The following is a 13513-nucleotide window of genomic DNA, read 5'->3' as shown; positions in this document are numbered from 1 at the left end:
AAGGAAGACTTACTTCTTGATTGTTACACATTATTCGGCTATAATGTCAAATATCACCTATATTAGCAGAAAGACTTTATGTGATGCCAAATGAAGTAATACCAAAAGTTATTTTACTGGAAGTATCGGGTAAGCATGATTTTCCCGATCATTTCCAAAACCTGTATCATACCCATTTGTTCTGCCGGCAGGGAAGCATAACGTTTACCTTCAATGACCAGGAAATGGTATGTAAAAGAGGGGAGTTTTTGTTTTGGTTTGCCGGCAGCAGCATTACGGACTTACAGTTTTCAAAAAGCTTTAAAGCAACGGTATTGTTAGTAGAAAAAGATCTGCTGAACAACAATATTCCCGACCAGGGCTGGAGCATTAATGCCCTGTTGCATTCCAGGGTTTATCCGGTAAAAACGATTCATGCCGAAACCGATAAACAAAAGATCCTTGCAAACTTTAAATGGCTGAATGACCGCTTTCTGGAAACGGAACACCGGTTCTACTACGAAGCCCTGAATTTGCAGATGCAGCTGTTTATTCTGGATATGTGGCATATTTTTGCCAATGAATATGAAAGGCGAAAACACAGCCTGCAAACCGGCACTTTATACGAGCGATTTATACAGTTGGCACAGGAGCATTGCACTACTGAGCGGGAAGTTCAGTTTTACAGCAATCAATTGCACATTACTTCAAAATACCTGAACCAGATCTGTAAAAGATCATCCGGCATTACAGCTTCCGAATGGATCCAACGCTTCGCCAGGGAACGCATCATCATTCTTTTACAAAACAAAAACCTCAATATTTCTGAAATTGCCGATAAAATGGAATTTGGCAGCCGTTCGTTTTTTACCCGCTACGTGAAAAAATTACTGGGTGCTACGCCAAGTGAATACCGAAGCAGGCTGGGCTGGAAGTGAAAGCTTTGCAATAGCTATCTCTCTTTTGGGAGGTAATACTTTTAGCTGACGTACAATTTGATTGTGCAATGAAAGCTTTTATGTTTTGCGAAGATCGCTTGCTAATGCTACACATAATGGGTTTTATACTTCAAATAGCACAGCTCTTGGAGTCATTTCTGAAGTCACTATAACTTTCTTTTTTAGAGTTGATGAGATTTCTTTGAGGTATTCCAGAATTGCCAGATGGTCTCCTTCCGTTTTAACTTCTTTGGGATCAATGTCACTTTCCATTTCACTTTCATAGTGTACCTGACAAACGATGGTTACTTCCCCCAATCTGATATATGCCTTATTTACATCTTTAAAGTCTTCAGGAGCTGTGAAGTATTTCAACAATTCATTTACCTCTATTCTGGTTTCAGTTTTCTGTGTTCGCCCGTTGTAAAATTCTACCTTATATTTCTCGTTTACCAAATTACTCCAGGCCTTCCAATCCTCTTTGTTAGTATCAAAGATATAGATGTCTCTCAAAGAACCGTCTTCATAATAAATTTCTTCTTTTATGGTTTTCCAGCCCGTCATGATTAAAGCTTTGGTTAACGTCTCAGCTAAACGATGGCCGAGCCTGACCATTATGATTAGTTGGTAAATCGTTTTTTAATTAGCTGGCAAGGCTGACATCATTTCTTGAATTCTTTATTAAATCTATAATAAAGCCTATCGCAACTAATCCAAAACTACTTGCTGGAAAGCTAGAAATTGCTCCAAAAATCAATTGTCCGTCACTCCTAAAGTTCTGCTTGGTTGCCCAGTAAATATAGAATCCAAGTGTATGGATCAGGAAATATTCTATTACCAAAATTCCAACTATTATTCTTTTTGGAATTTCCTGAACACGTCCCTTAAATAGTATAATAGCTAAAGGCAAGAAAGCTAGGATAGCTAATGTAATAATTGTTGCAATACCTACATTTGAGTATGGCACATTGTTAATTATTGAAGCAAAAAAGAATTCTACAATAACTCCAGGAATTACAGAAAGAATTGGAACTATAAAGGTTTTGGTAAACAGTAAGCTTACTGCAGTAAAAATTCCGCCTATGATTGTTCCGCTATACCTTTTATTGATTCCCATAATTTAAATTACTACCAACGGTCTTGTGTAAACAGCGTGCGAGGCCATGGACCCATGATATGGTGTTTACATATTGTTGGTTGTTCGTTGTTTACTATCGTATCGGCTTGTAATAGAGGACGATTGCACCTGAATCAAAGGTTTTGGTCTTTAAAAGTCTAAAAATTGTTCTGTCTTTTATTTTGTCAAACAACGGCAGACCTTTTCCTTCAATCATGGGGTGAATACAAATCTGAAATTCATCAATCATATTAAGGTTTAAAAGCTGAATAATCAAACTCCGACTGCCAACTAAAATATCTTTGCCTGATTCAGGTTGTTGTTTGAGTTCTAAAACTTCCTTTTCAATTTCTTTTGTTGCAAGTTTCGCACTGTTCCATGCGGTATTTTTCAAGGTCTGTGAAAAAACGATTTTTGGTACTTTATCTATTGCTAAAGCGAAGTCATCCATTGATTTTTGACCTGAAGGGTTGTTTACCAGCGATTGCCAAAATTGCATAAGTTGGTAAGTTGTCCGTCCATATAGAATAACTCCTGCATTGTCCAGAAGCTCGGCATAATGTTGATGTAGATCTTCATCGGGGATACCCGCTGTATGGTCGCAAATCCCGTCAAGCGTCATGTTTATTGCTGCAATTACTTTTCTCATATTTAAAGTATATGGTTCATTAAAATGACTGCTAACGTTTTCGGGCTTTGCGTTCGGGCGGGGTTTCGGAGCACAAAATCGTCAACCAGCACAGAACTTGAATAGAAGCACAAAGCTCCAAGTTTGCACGTCACCCCGCCTGACGCAAAACCCGTGTTGGTGGCTGCTTTTTTATTCATAGTCTGGAAATATTACAATGTCCCCCATTTGATTATTGATTGCATCTCTACATTTTTTAGCAAACTCATCACCGCCTTTTTCTAAAACAATCTTACAAACTCTGAACAAGTCACTTGTTTTTATTAATCCAATTTTTTCTCTCTGTGCTCCTGATTTGCATTTCAGCGTAAAGTCTAATGTCCTATCATTTGGTGAAATAAGTCTTTGAGGGTTCCCAAATAATAATCCGAATGCTTTTTCGGTTACTGATTGCTTTTCAAAATCTGCATTTAGTCCATCTAACAATTGTCTAAATTTAGAAACATCAATATCCTTATTGTCTTTCCCTTCACATTCACCTATAAATCTAAAACCTTCAGGTGATAGAATAATTTGGTCTAATTCTAGTTCTCCATCATCATAATTTTCAGCTTTATACCCTAAAATGATCAAAGCTTTTATTACTGCAAACTCAAGTGGTTTGCCTGTTTCAAAAAGCAAGTCCTTTAAACTTTCTTGATCTTCAAGAACAGAACTTAGCTCTTTGAGTTCTATTGTCTTTTTAGCGATTTCTTTTTCAATTTTCTTTATTAGGCTTTTTGTTTCAGTTGCTTTCTCAAGGGAGTATTCATCTTTTTCAAGCCAATCTGGTCTTGGAGTTATTGCTTTTTCACTTCTTAAACTTTTATCAATAGCTACCAATGAGTTTATAAATATCTTGCCTCGCTTTAAAGCTTCCTCTGTCCAATACTCTTCATCTTTTTCCTTGTCGTAAAATGAAAAGGCCTGGTCATTGAAATTTATGTTTGGCAAAAAGACCACAAAGCCATCATTAATTTTAAGGACTGTACCTAATATCCTGTCACCATTTTTTGTTGTAAATAATCCTTGTAATTGCTTGTCTGAGGTTATATAAACTTCATAAGAAATCAGGTCTTTGAATTGATTAAAAAAATCTTTTGTTAAGTTTGACTTGGGATAAACATTTTTCCCTGAAGCAGTATGAAACTCTAGAAAGCTAAATGGAAGAAATGAATAATTTGTGAACGGAGAAACGTGATAAGTCGTTTTTTGATTTCTTCCTGTTCCACTTAAATCTTTTGTCCCAGAATAAATATAGAAATCAGACTTATTCGGAAGGATAACAAATAGTGTCCTGCCTGTTTCAACAAAATGTAATAGCTCCTTTTTCCAATGTTTAGAATGTTCTTTTATTGATACAGATGACTCCTTATTGTAAAGTTTTTTTCCTTCGTATTCTCCACTGCTATGATAGCTACCACTGTCGTATGTAGAATAACTTGTTGTTGAAAGGTCTGGACAGAAAATGGCTATATCTGAATCCGCTAAAGAAGTAAAGCTGTCCAAGCGGACATAGTCGTCATTTTCGCTAGGTATACTAAATCCTATTCCTGTATATTCTTTCATCGTGTCTATTTAAAGTTGCCACCAACGGCTAGTGCATGAGGTGTGCAAGGCCGTCGGCCGTAGCATGACTTATGCACCTTGTTGTACCCAGTTTTTTCTTTCTTTTATCCGTTCTGCAAAAAGCGGGTTCTCCTCAATTGCTTTTATAAACTTCTCGTCAAAACTACTGATGGTAATAATTTCAAAGTCAATCCAGAAGAAGTGTTTGAGTCCGTTCTGTTTTAAAATTTGAAATTTAGCCTTTTCAGGCAACTGTTCAAGTGTTAGAGAATCCGGAATAAGTTTATCAAATTGATAAATTCTTAGCTGATTAGTATTCATTTCAAGAATTTGCTTTAGTCCGTTCAAGTCGGTTTGCAAGTCAAATTCCATTCCTCTTACTGAACAATCCTTCAACAACAGCCCATTTTCTAGTTTTAAGTCAGTCTTCCACCAATGAATTGAATCTACGGGGCAAAATTTATGGATAAAAATATTGCTGATACTTTTATCAAAAAGACCCCAAATTTCTTCGTTTGAATTTATTTCGAATACTAATTCTTTCATAATAGAAATTTGGTACAACTACTATATATCCGTAATAACTACGTTTATCCAGCTACCGTCAGGCGGATAAACGTAACTGGATTAACGAATATACTATATTTAGCTTTGTAAATATAACAAAGTTCTTAAAAATAACAAGTTGTTTGAGATGGGATTTCTATCCTCCAAAACGCTATTAAAACCGGCAGAAAAGTAAACTTACTTCTTCGCCACCGGGTGGTAATCGGTAATGTGCAGGCGTTCGTCGGCGAAGCTGTATTCGTGGGAGATGTTGGAGCCGATAATGATGAGGCGGTCCTGTTTGTTCTGGTGCAGGTGTTCGAGGTACCAGTCGATGCCTTCCTGGTCTAAATTGGTGGTGGGTTCGTCTAAAAGCAGGAGGGGGGCTTCGGTATAAATAGCCAAGCCCAGCTTAAGGCGTTGCTTCATGCCAGAAGAGAAATCCTTTACGTACTTGTCGCGGGACTTTTGCAGACGCATCCGGTCAATGAGTTCCGGTACCGAAATCTGACGCAACTGCTTGAAGCGGGTATGAAATTCCAGGATTTCGGTTAAGGTAAATTCCTCTACGGTTTCCAGGTAAGGGGCCGCGTACGAAAGGTAACGGTAAATTTCTTCTACCGGAATGGTAGCGTTTTGATGGGAAAAAGAGAGCTGGCCTTCGCTGGGCAGCAGAAAGCCGGAAATGGTATTGATTAAAGTAGATTTTCCGGAACCGTTATGGCCCAGCACCGCATAAATATTGCCTGCCGAGAATTCATAATCGAGGTTCCGGAAAATCCATTCAAAATTATAGCGTTTTCCGAGGGCGGAGAGCTTAACCTGCATCGCGGCCCTGGCCTTTAATTACACCCCGTTCCGAAGTCCGGAAGAAGTTCAGGATCTCGTCGCGCTCTAACGAAGAAGGCATTTCCATTTCAATTTTCTCCAGGGCAGCCGAATAGTTGAGGCCGTTAAGGAAAACAATGCGGTAGATCTGCTGAATTTCGTAGATCTGCTCGTTGGTATACCCCCGGCGGCGTAAACCAATGGAGTTGATGCCGGCATAGGAAAGCGGTTCGCGGGCAGCCTTGATAAACGGCGGCACATCTTTGCGTACCAGTGAGCCACCCGAAACCATCGAGTGCGCCCCGATCTTTACGAACTGGTGCACCGCGGTGGTTCCGCCGATAAACACGTGATCCTGTACCTCGATGTGGCCGGCCAGCTGCACCGAATTAGCCAGAATTACGTTGTTGCCCACAATGCAATCGTGCGCAATGTGCACGTAAGCCATTACCAGGCAGTTCTTCCCTATAGAAGTAGTGTTTTTGTCCAGCGCCGTACCGCGGTTCATCGTAACGCACTCCCGGATAATGGTATTGTCGCCGATGGTCGCAGTAGAAGGTTCGCCCTGGTATTTCAGGTCTTGCGGCGGAGCCGAAATTACCGCGCCCGGAAATATTTTGCAGTTCTTCCCGATGCGGGCGCCTTCCATAATGGTTACGTTCGGGCCAATCCAGGTGCCTTCTCCAATTTCCACGTCTTTGTAAATGGTGGTAAACGGCTCCACAACTACGTTATGCGCAATTTTGGCTTCCGGATGAATATATGCTAACGGTTGAGTCATTAGACTTACTTTTAATTAGAAATTATGAATTAGAAATTAGAAATGCTTTCGGTTTTGAGGCGACTTTATTAAGTTTTGTCAGAAGGTGAAAGCTTGGATGAGGTTTGAAATTATCTGCAGCCAAATTGGTTGCTGATAATTTCTAATTCATAATTTCTAATTTCTAATTAAAATTAAACGTTCTCTTTTCTTACAATACTGGCGCTCATTTCGGCTTCCATTACTACTTTGCCGCCTACAAAAGCCTGACCCATCATTTTGGCGATGCCGCGTTTTACCGGGGCCATTAGTTCGCATTTGAAAATAATGGTATCGCCGGGCAGTACTTTTTTCCGGAAACGGCATTTTTCAATTCCTAAAAAGTAAGTCCAGTAGTTTTCCGGGTCCGGAACGGTGCTTAATACAAGAATCCCGCCAGTTTGTGCCATGGCTTCGATCTGCAGTACGCCGGGCATTACCGGGTTGTTCGGGAAGTGGCCCTGGAAGAACGGCTCGTTTATCGTTACATTCTTGATTCCGGTAACCGTAGTTTCGTCCAGGTGAATAATTTTATCGATGAGCAGGAACGGGTAGCGGTGCGGCAGGGTCTGGGTGATCCTGTTAATGTCCATCACCGGTTCGCGCCGCGGATCGTACACCGGCACATTTTTAATGGCCGCTTCCTGCATCGCTTTTTTAATTTTCTTCGCAAACGCTACGTTTGCCGCGTGGCCCGGGCGTGCGGCCAGGATCTGGCCTTTCAGCGGACGACCAACTAAGGCTAAGTCACCGATCAGGTCGAGGAGTTTGTGGCGGGCCGGTTCGTTTTTAAAGCGTAACTCGGTGTTGTTCAGAATGCCTTCCTTCTTTACTTCTACTTTAGGCTTGTTCAGCAACCGGGCCAGGTGGTCCAGTTCATCGTCCTGCACCACGCGGTCTACTACCACAATGGCATTGTCCAGGTCGCCGCCTTTTATCAGGTTCTGGCGGAACAGCATTTCCAGTTCGTGCAGAAAGCAGAAGGTCCGGCAAGGAGCGATCTCGTCCGGGAACTGGTTGATGTTGGTGATGGAAGCGTGCTGGCTGCCCAATACCGGCGAATTGTAATCTACCATTACGGTAACGCGGTAATCGTCTAAAGGCAATGCCGCTAATTCTACTTCCCGGGCGCTGTCTTTAAAGCTTATGCCCTGAGGAATCTCGAAGAAGTTGCGCAAGGCATTCTGTTCTTCGAAGCCGGCATCCATTAAAGCTCTTACAAACGTGATGGAGCTGCCATCCATGATCGGCGGTTCCGGACCGTCCAGCTGGATAAGCACATTGTCTATTTCCAAACCTACCAGAGCGGCCAGTGTATGCTCTACCGTGTTTATGCGTGCGCCGTTCTGTTCAATGGTGGTGCCTCTGGAAAGGTCTACCACGTTGTCTACGTCGGCATCTACAATGGGCTGGCCGGGCAGGTCTACGCGCTGGAATTTATAGCCGTGGTTTACCGGAGCCGGCAGAAAGGTCATGTTGGCTACCACGCCGGTGTGCAGGCCAATGCCCGATACCGTAACCGGCGACTTAATGGTATGCTGTTTGTCGTTCATTCAGTATTTCTTAAATAAGAAAGCGTAAAATTAGAGCTTTTCTTTCAGTTCCTCTATGTCTTTTTGCAGTTCGGGCAGCTTGCGGAAAACGGTAAGCGCGCGAAGGTTCTGTTTGTAATCGAAAGCCGGCGATCCCTGAATAATGGTGCCTTCTTCTTTTATGGATTTGGAAACGCCCGATTGCGCGCCGATAATGGTGCGGTCGGCAATGGTTATGTGGCCCACAATGCCCACCTGGCCGGCCACGGTGCAGAAATTCCCGATCCTGGAAGAGCCCGAAACGCCCGATTGCGCGGCAATTACCGTATGCTTGCCAATTTCCACGTTGTGGGCGATCTGAACGAGGTTGTCTATTTTGGTGCCTTCGTGAATAATAGTGGAGCCCATGGTAGCGCAATCGATGGTAGCATTAGCGCCAATGCTCACATTATCCTCCAGAACTACATTGCCGATCTGTGGAATGATCTTGTAAGTGCCGTCCTTTTGGGGAGCAAAACCGAAACCGTCGGAACCGATAACCGCACCGGCGTGAATGGTGCAGTTGTTGCCGATTACGGTATCAGAATAAATTTTAGCGCCGGCGTAAATGATCACGTTGTCGCCGATCTTCACGTTATCGCCAATGGAAACATGCGGGAAAATGCGGGCGTTCGCACCGATCTTACAGTTCTGGCCAATGTAGGAAAAAGCCGCGCGGTAGAAGTTATCACCGATGGTAGAATTTTTGCCCATATAAGCCGGTTCTTCCACGCCGGTTTTAAAAGCCATCACCGCTTTCTGGTATTCCTCGAGCAGGCGCGAAAAACTGGTGTACGGATCGGCCACCCGGATCAGGGAAGTTTCCACGTGCTGCTTCAGTTCCAGTTCGTGCGATACGATCACGGCCGAGGCCTCGGTGGTATATAAATAAGGTTCGTATTTCGGGTTCGATAGAAAAGCCAGGGCTTTTTCGCCGGCTTCTTCTATTTTAGCTAAAGTACTGATCTTGCTGGTCGGGTTGCCTTCTACGGTCCCGCCCAACATTTCAGCAATCTGTTGAACAGTAAATTCCATGCTGCAAAAATAGAAAATTAATTAATCCCTTATTTTTTTGGGGAAGGAAAGATGGAATTTATTTAAAGGTTGTTGGAAGAAGGGGTTTTTGGGGTGGTAGGGGTAGCGATTTCAGAAACAATTTATTATAAAGAATTAATTAGATTCTTATCTTTTATTTCTATTCTGTGATACCAGACACCGAAGCTAAAAGATAAATAATAAATGATTAATAAATAGTAACTCTTTTCATCCCATAAAAATGGCTTGTTGGAGGACAGGAAAATATATCTAATGAGCAGATAAAACAAACTGTAAAGAATTATTCCGGAAACTTGGTTAATGATTTTTATGTAAGTAACTGTTTTGATTAGCTTTAAGGTAAGATAGTTGATGACTTTTAGGAAAACCCAAACAGGAAACGTTAGCGTAAGGATAAAGAATGAAGTCGCAAAAGGAACTCCAAAAATGAAAAGAAGTGAATTTAGGTCAAAATTTGCTTTGTTGTTGAATATAGTAGAAATAAAGATAAATAAAGCTAATCCAACACCTGGAGTAAGCCATATTTTTGATGAGTAACTTCTTTCTTCCATTTAATCAGATTGGATTAATAAATAGCCGTACTACCCCGCAATTTCCTTCGGATAGCACACAAAATATTTCTCCACCTTCGTGCTTAGCGCCCGGATATTGGGCAGGTCGGAGGCTTCGGCCAGTTCTACTACCTTGCCATATTTGGTAAGGACGTTTATGGCTTCGTTGGTGGCGTTGTAGGCGTTATTGCTGATCTTGCCGGAAATCATAATGTAGGGCAGTTCTTCTTCCGTAATGCCGAATTTCTCCTGAACCAACTCCGCAATGCCTAAGCGGAAATCTTCTTCCAGTGGCTCGGTAGTAATGATGATCTTGAACAATTTGCGGTCGATGATGCTGGAAGCCAGGAAGGCTAGGATTTTATCCGGGTGAAAAGCCCACTGTTTTACGGCACCCCAAACGTCGATATCGTCCAAGGCTACAAAGTTGCGCATGATCTCCGGGTCGGTCTGGAAATCGGAAAACCGTATGTCATTGGCCAGAAAAAGCCGGAACGAAGGACTGGCGGGAACCTCTACGCCAGCCTGCATCAGTTCGCGGGCGCGTTCTACGGTGCGCAATACCATGTTTTCGGCGCTTAGTACGGTTTTGTGCAGGTACACCTGCCAGTACATCAAACGGCGGCTAACCAGAAAGTTCTCGATGGAATAGATGGCTTTTTCTTCCACCACCAGTTTTTCATCCACCACATCCAACATTTTCAGCAATCGACTGGCCCCGATCTTGCCTTCCATCACGCCGGTATAAAAGCTGTCCCGGTTCAGGTAATCCAGGCGGTCCACATCCAACTGGCTGGAAACTAACTGGTGAAAGAACGGTCGTTCATAATTTCCCTGGAAGATCCGGATCGCCAGATCCAACCGGCCGTGAAACTCCTTGTTCAGCAGCTCCATGATGTAAAGGGAAATATCTTCGTGGTGCACTTCCTTGAAAATAGCCGTTTCCAGGGCATGGGAGAGAGGGCCGTGACCGATGTCGTGCAGCAAAATAGCAATTAAAGAAGCTTCGTATTCGGCATCCCAGATAAAAGTACCTTTGGCACGGAGCGTATCCAGAGCGGTGCTCATCAGATGCATTGCACCTAGCGCGTGGTGAAAACGGGTATGCAAGGCGCCGGGATACACAAAATCTGTAAGGCCGAGTTGCCGAATGCGGCGCAAGCGCTGAAAATAAGGGTGCTCGATAATATCGAAAACCAAGCCCGAAGGAATGGTAATGAAGCCGTAAACCGGGTCGTTGAAGATCTTTTTCTTGCTCAAAATGCTGTTGTGGTGTTTTGTAAAATTTGGAATGGTACGGTTTCAGGATGAAAAAGTGTTAACCACCCCCAACCCCTCCTTGAAAAAAGGAGGGGAGCTTTCGCTGCTTGTTCTTTACTTAACTGCTTTCAATGGACTTTTCTTTTTGTAAACAGTATGCCATAGACAATAAAAGTGAAATCCAGCAGAAACAAAGCCCCCTCTCCTGTTTTTAGGGGAGGGCCGGGGTGGGGTCAAGCTCCCCTCCTTTTTTCAAGGAGGGGTTGGGGGTGGTTGTTTTCCGTGCTGCTGACAGTTCTTTACAGGTGCTTAAAAACTCCCTCCCTAGGTTTATATTCTAGTACATAGTCAAGTTAATTTTTAGCAAGTGGGATTACAAATCCCACGGCTCGGTAAAGACGGGATTACAAATCCCGTCAAGCAAATTCTGGAAATTAATTTGGTCGAGCACTAGGGCCAGGGTAAATATTCAAAAACTTTAATTTTTAATTCTCCGATCCTAATAAAATAAAGCAACCTTTCGTTTAATTTCACGTGCTAAAGGTTGCGCCGGAATTCCCGGTTTTTTTACGGTCAAATCCGTATAAATAACTTTATAATAACCCGAAATTACATTCCAATGCAAAGATATAGTATTTTATGGGCCGATGACGAGATCGACCTGCTGAAACCCCATATCATGTTCCTCAAGGACCGTGGTTACGACGTTACGCCTGTACCCAGCGGGGCGGACGCTATCGAGAAGTTCCAGGAACAGGCCTATGATGTGGTTTTTCTGGATGAGAACATGCCGGGAATAAGCGGTTTGGAAACCCTGAACGAGCTGAAAGCCATAAAGCCGATGACGCCGGTGGTGATGATCACCAAGAGCGAGGAAGAACATATTATGGAGGAGGCTATCGGTTCTAAAATAGCCGACTACCTCATCAAGCCCATCAATCCGAACCAGATCCTGCTTTCCATTAAGAAAATTCTGGATAATAAACGGCTGGTTTCGGAACGTACAAACATTAGTTACCAGCGCGACTTCCGGCAGCTGGGCATGGCTTTTGGCGAGCGTTTAAGCTACCAGGAATGGGCCGATGTGTATAAGAAGCTGGTTTACTGGGAGCTGGAAATCGATGAGACCGAGAATAAAAGCATGGCCGACGTGATCACGATGCAGAAAGACGAGGCCAACGCCAACTTCTCGAAGTTCATTATGGACAATTACGAAGACTGGATGAACGAAGAGAAGGAAGATGCCCCGCTCATGTCGCACCAGTTGTTCAAGCAGCGCGTTTTCCCGATGATGAAAGAATCGGAGCAGCCGGTTTATTTTATCCTGATCGATAATTTGCGCTACGACCAGTGGAAGATCCTGGAGCCGATCATTTCCGAGCATTTTACCGTGGACAGCGAGGAAATGTATTACTCCATTCTGCCAACCACCACGGCCTACGCCCGGAATGCCATTTTTGCCGGTATGCTGCCTGCCGATATTCAGAAAAAGTACCCGAACCTGTGGGTTTCCGATGATGAGGACGAAGGCAAGAACCTGCACGAGCAGGATTTCATGGAGATACTGTTTCAGCAGAATAAAATCACCGACAAGTTCAGCTACAACAAAATTACCAATATTACGGCCGGCAAGGAGTTACTCAGTAAGTTCAGCAACCTGCAAAACAATAAGCTGAACGTGATCGTGTACAACTTCGTGGACATGCTTTCGCACGCCCGTACCGATATGGCCATGGTGCGCGAACTGGCCCCGGACGAATCGGCTTACCGTTCGTTAACCCGTTCCTGGTTCCTGCATTCGCCGCTGTACGAGGCCTTGCGCATGATCTCGGAGAAAAAAGGCAGAGTGGTAATTACCACCGACCACGGTACGATCCGGGTTAAACGGCCGTTTAAGATTGTGGGCGACCGGAACACGAATACCAATTTGCGCTACAAGCACGGCAAGAACCTGGGCTTCACCGAAAAAGACGTATATGTGTCCAGAAAGCCGGAACGCTTATATTTGCCGAAAGAAAACATCTCCACGGCGTATGTTTTTGCCATAGAAGATTATTTCTTTGCATATCCGAACAATTATAACTATTATGTGAACTACTACAAAGATACCTTCCAGCACGGGGGCATATCTTTGGAAGAGATCATTATACCGTTTGTAACCCTTAGCCCCCGCTAGATGGACACAATCGCCGATACCGAAAAAATGCTGCAGGTGGCTTCTCTGGCCGAACTGCCCGAAGCCGCCGAGGAGTTTCTTACTTTTCTGGCCGGAAACACGACCATTTCAACCGTTCTGTTCGAAGGGGAAATGGGGGCCGGCAAAACCACGTTCATAAAAGCCATTTGCAAGGAACTGGGCGTAATAGACCCGGTAAGCAGCCCTACTTTTTCCATCGTGAACGAGTACCTGACCGGCAACGGCCGTCCGGTATATCATTTCGATTTTTACCGGATAAACGAAGAACAGGAATCAGTGAACATCGGCGTTTACGATTATTTCGATTCGGGAAATCTGTGTCTGATCGAATGGCCTACGAAGATCCCGAACCTGCTGCCCGACCACTACATGCTGGTAACGATTACGAGCGGGGCCGGCGAGGAGCGCTTAATTACTTTGAAACAGTACTGAGAA

The 13513-nt window shown here is 43.5% G+C and carries 14 protein-coding genes; 3 read left to right on the top strand and 11 right to left on the bottom strand.

The window, feature by feature from the left end; all coding sequences use genetic code 11:
• The first annotated feature begins 83 nt into the window (after positions 1-83).
• Positions 84-917, top strand: coding sequence for a helix-turn-helix domain-containing protein (locus F0P94_RS16605; RefSeq protein WP_150905117.1), 834 nt, complete (start codon positions 84-86; stop codon positions 915-917).
• A gap of 123 nt (positions 918-1040) precedes the next feature.
• On the opposite strand, the gene F0P94_RS16600 is transcribed toward F0P94_RS16605, so the two are convergent.
• The 11 genes from F0P94_RS16600 to F0P94_RS16555 all read right to left on the bottom strand — a co-directional run bounded on the left by F0P94_RS16600 (position 1041) and on the right by F0P94_RS16555 (position 10881).
• Complete coding sequence (locus tag F0P94_RS16600) at positions 1041-1481, bottom strand: hypothetical protein (RefSeq protein WP_150905115.1); 441 nt, start codon at positions 1479-1481, stop codon at positions 1041-1043.
• 79 nt (positions 1482-1560) lie between these two features.
• A complete protein-coding gene (locus F0P94_RS16595; RefSeq protein WP_150905112.1) occupies positions 1561-2034 on the bottom strand; it encodes a hypothetical protein in 474 nt (157 codons plus the stop codon).
• A gap of 94 nt (positions 2035-2128) precedes the next feature.
• Positions 2129-2683: a dihydrofolate reductase family protein gene (locus F0P94_RS16590; RefSeq protein WP_150905110.1), complete on the bottom strand. Its 555-nt coding sequence runs from the start codon at positions 2681-2683 to the stop codon at positions 2129-2131.
• 171 nt (positions 2684-2854) lie between these two features.
• Positions 2855-4270 (bottom strand): hypothetical protein, encoded by a 1416-nt coding sequence (locus F0P94_RS16585; protein ID WP_150905108.1) that lies wholly within the window; start codon positions 4268-4270, stop codon positions 2855-2857.
• A 69-nt stretch (positions 4271-4339) separates the two neighbouring features.
• On the bottom strand, positions 4340-4816 hold the full coding sequence (locus F0P94_RS16580; RefSeq protein WP_150905106.1) for a hypothetical protein: 477 nt from the start codon (positions 4814-4816) through the stop codon (positions 4340-4342).
• 198 nt (positions 4817-5014) lie between these two features.
• Complete coding sequence (locus tag F0P94_RS16575) at positions 5015-5644, bottom strand: ABC transporter ATP-binding protein (protein ID WP_150905104.1); 630 nt, start codon at positions 5642-5644, stop codon at positions 5015-5017.
• Positions 5634-6425, bottom strand: a complete 792-nt coding sequence (gene lpxA, locus F0P94_RS16570) for an acyl-ACP--UDP-N-acetylglucosamine O-acyltransferase (RefSeq protein WP_150905102.1) — start codon at positions 6423-6425, stop codon at positions 5634-5636. Before lpxA ends, F0P94_RS16575 begins: the two co-directional genes overlap by 11 nt.
• Before the next feature lie 173 nt (positions 6426-6598).
• Complete coding sequence (locus tag F0P94_RS16565; RefSeq protein ID WP_150905100.1) at positions 6599-7996, bottom strand: bifunctional UDP-3-O-[3-hydroxymyristoyl] N-acetylglucosamine deacetylase/3-hydroxyacyl-ACP dehydratase; 1398 nt, start codon at positions 7994-7996, stop codon at positions 6599-6601.
• A gap of 30 nt (positions 7997-8026) precedes the next feature.
• Entirely contained in the window at positions 8027-9049 is a 1023-nt protein-coding gene (lpxD, locus tag F0P94_RS16560; protein ID WP_150905098.1) for a UDP-3-O-(3-hydroxymyristoyl)glucosamine N-acyltransferase, read from the bottom strand.
• Positions 9050-9174: 125 nt separating this feature from the next.
• On the bottom strand, positions 9175-9621 hold the full coding sequence (locus F0P94_RS19725) for a hypothetical protein (RefSeq protein ID WP_191907075.1): 447 nt from the start codon (positions 9619-9621) through the stop codon (positions 9175-9177).
• Between the two features lie 30 nt (positions 9622-9651).
• On the bottom strand, positions 9652-10881 hold the full coding sequence (locus F0P94_RS16555) for an HD domain-containing protein (protein ID WP_150905096.1): 1230 nt from the start codon (positions 10879-10881) through the stop codon (positions 9652-9654).
• 619 nt (positions 10882-11500) lie between these two features.
• Between F0P94_RS16555 and porX the strand changes: the two genes are divergently transcribed.
• Together porX and tsaE are read left to right on the top strand one after the other, a co-directional pair.
• Positions 11501-13057 carry a T9SS response regulator signal transducer PorX gene (gene porX, locus F0P94_RS16550; RefSeq protein ID WP_150905094.1) on the top strand — a complete coding sequence of 519 codons (1557 nt, stop codon included), beginning with the start codon at positions 11501-11503 and terminating at the stop codon, positions 13055-13057.
• Complete coding sequence (gene tsaE / locus F0P94_RS16545) at positions 13058-13510, top strand: tRNA (adenosine(37)-N6)-threonylcarbamoyltransferase complex ATPase subunit type 1 TsaE (RefSeq protein ID WP_150905092.1); 453 nt, start codon at positions 13058-13060, stop codon at positions 13508-13510.
• Positions 13511-13513 lie beyond the last annotated feature (3 nt).

This window comes from Adhaeribacter soli, assembly GCF_008727925.1.
Classification (GTDB): Bacteria; Bacteroidota; Bacteroidia; order Cytophagales; family Hymenobacteraceae; genus Adhaeribacter_A; species Adhaeribacter_A soli.
The sequence above is the reverse complement of the archived record's forward strand: the minus strand, read 5'-3'. Positions and strand labels throughout refer to the sequence as shown.

What these genes read in the sequence shown, in the direction of transcription:
- F0P94_RS16605 (WP_150905117.1), top strand. Translation starts at nt 84, where the DNA reads ATGCCAAATGAAGTAATACCAAAAGTTATTTTACTGGAAGTATCGGGT.
- F0P94_RS16600 (WP_150905115.1), bottom strand. Translation starts at nt 1,481, where the DNA reads ATGACGGGCTGGAAAACCATAAAAGAAGAAATTTATTATGAAGACGGT.
- F0P94_RS16595 (WP_150905112.1), bottom strand. Translation starts at nt 2,034, where the DNA reads ATGGGAATCAATAAAAGGTATAGCGGAACAATCATAGGCGGAATTTTT.
- F0P94_RS16590 (WP_150905110.1), bottom strand. Translation starts at nt 2,683, where the DNA reads ATGAGAAAAGTAATTGCAGCAATAAACATGACGCTTGACGGGATTTGC.
- F0P94_RS16585 (WP_150905108.1), bottom strand. Translation starts at nt 4,270, where the DNA reads ATGAAAGAATATACAGGAATAGGATTTAGTATACCTAGCGAAAATGAC.
- F0P94_RS16580 (WP_150905106.1), bottom strand. Translation starts at nt 4,816, where the DNA reads ATGAAAGAATTAGTATTCGAAATAAATTCAAACGAAGAAATTTGGGGT.
- F0P94_RS16575 (WP_150905104.1), bottom strand. Translation starts at nt 5,644, where the DNA reads ATGCAGGTTAAGCTCTCCGCCCTCGGAAAACGCTATAATTTTGAATGG.
- lpxA (WP_150905102.1), bottom strand. Translation starts at nt 6,425, where the DNA reads ATGACTCAACCGTTAGCATATATTCATCCGGAAGCCAAAATTGCGCAT.
- F0P94_RS16565 (WP_150905100.1), bottom strand. Translation starts at nt 7,996, where the DNA reads ATGAACGACAAACAGCATACCATTAAGTCGCCGGTTACGGTATCGGGC.
- lpxD (WP_150905098.1), bottom strand. Translation starts at nt 9,049, where the DNA reads ATGGAATTTACTGTTCAACAGATTGCTGAAATGTTGGGCGGGACCGTA.
- F0P94_RS19725 (WP_191907075.1), bottom strand. Translation starts at nt 9,621, where the DNA reads ATGGAAGAAAGAAGTTACTCATCAAAAATATGGCTTACTCCAGGTGTT.
- porX (WP_150905094.1), top strand. Translation starts at nt 11,501, where the DNA reads ATGCAAAGATATAGTATTTTATGGGCCGATGACGAGATCGACCTGCTG.
- tsaE (WP_150905092.1), top strand. Translation starts at nt 13,058, where the DNA reads ATGGACACAATCGCCGATACCGAAAAAATGCTGCAGGTGGCTTCTCTG.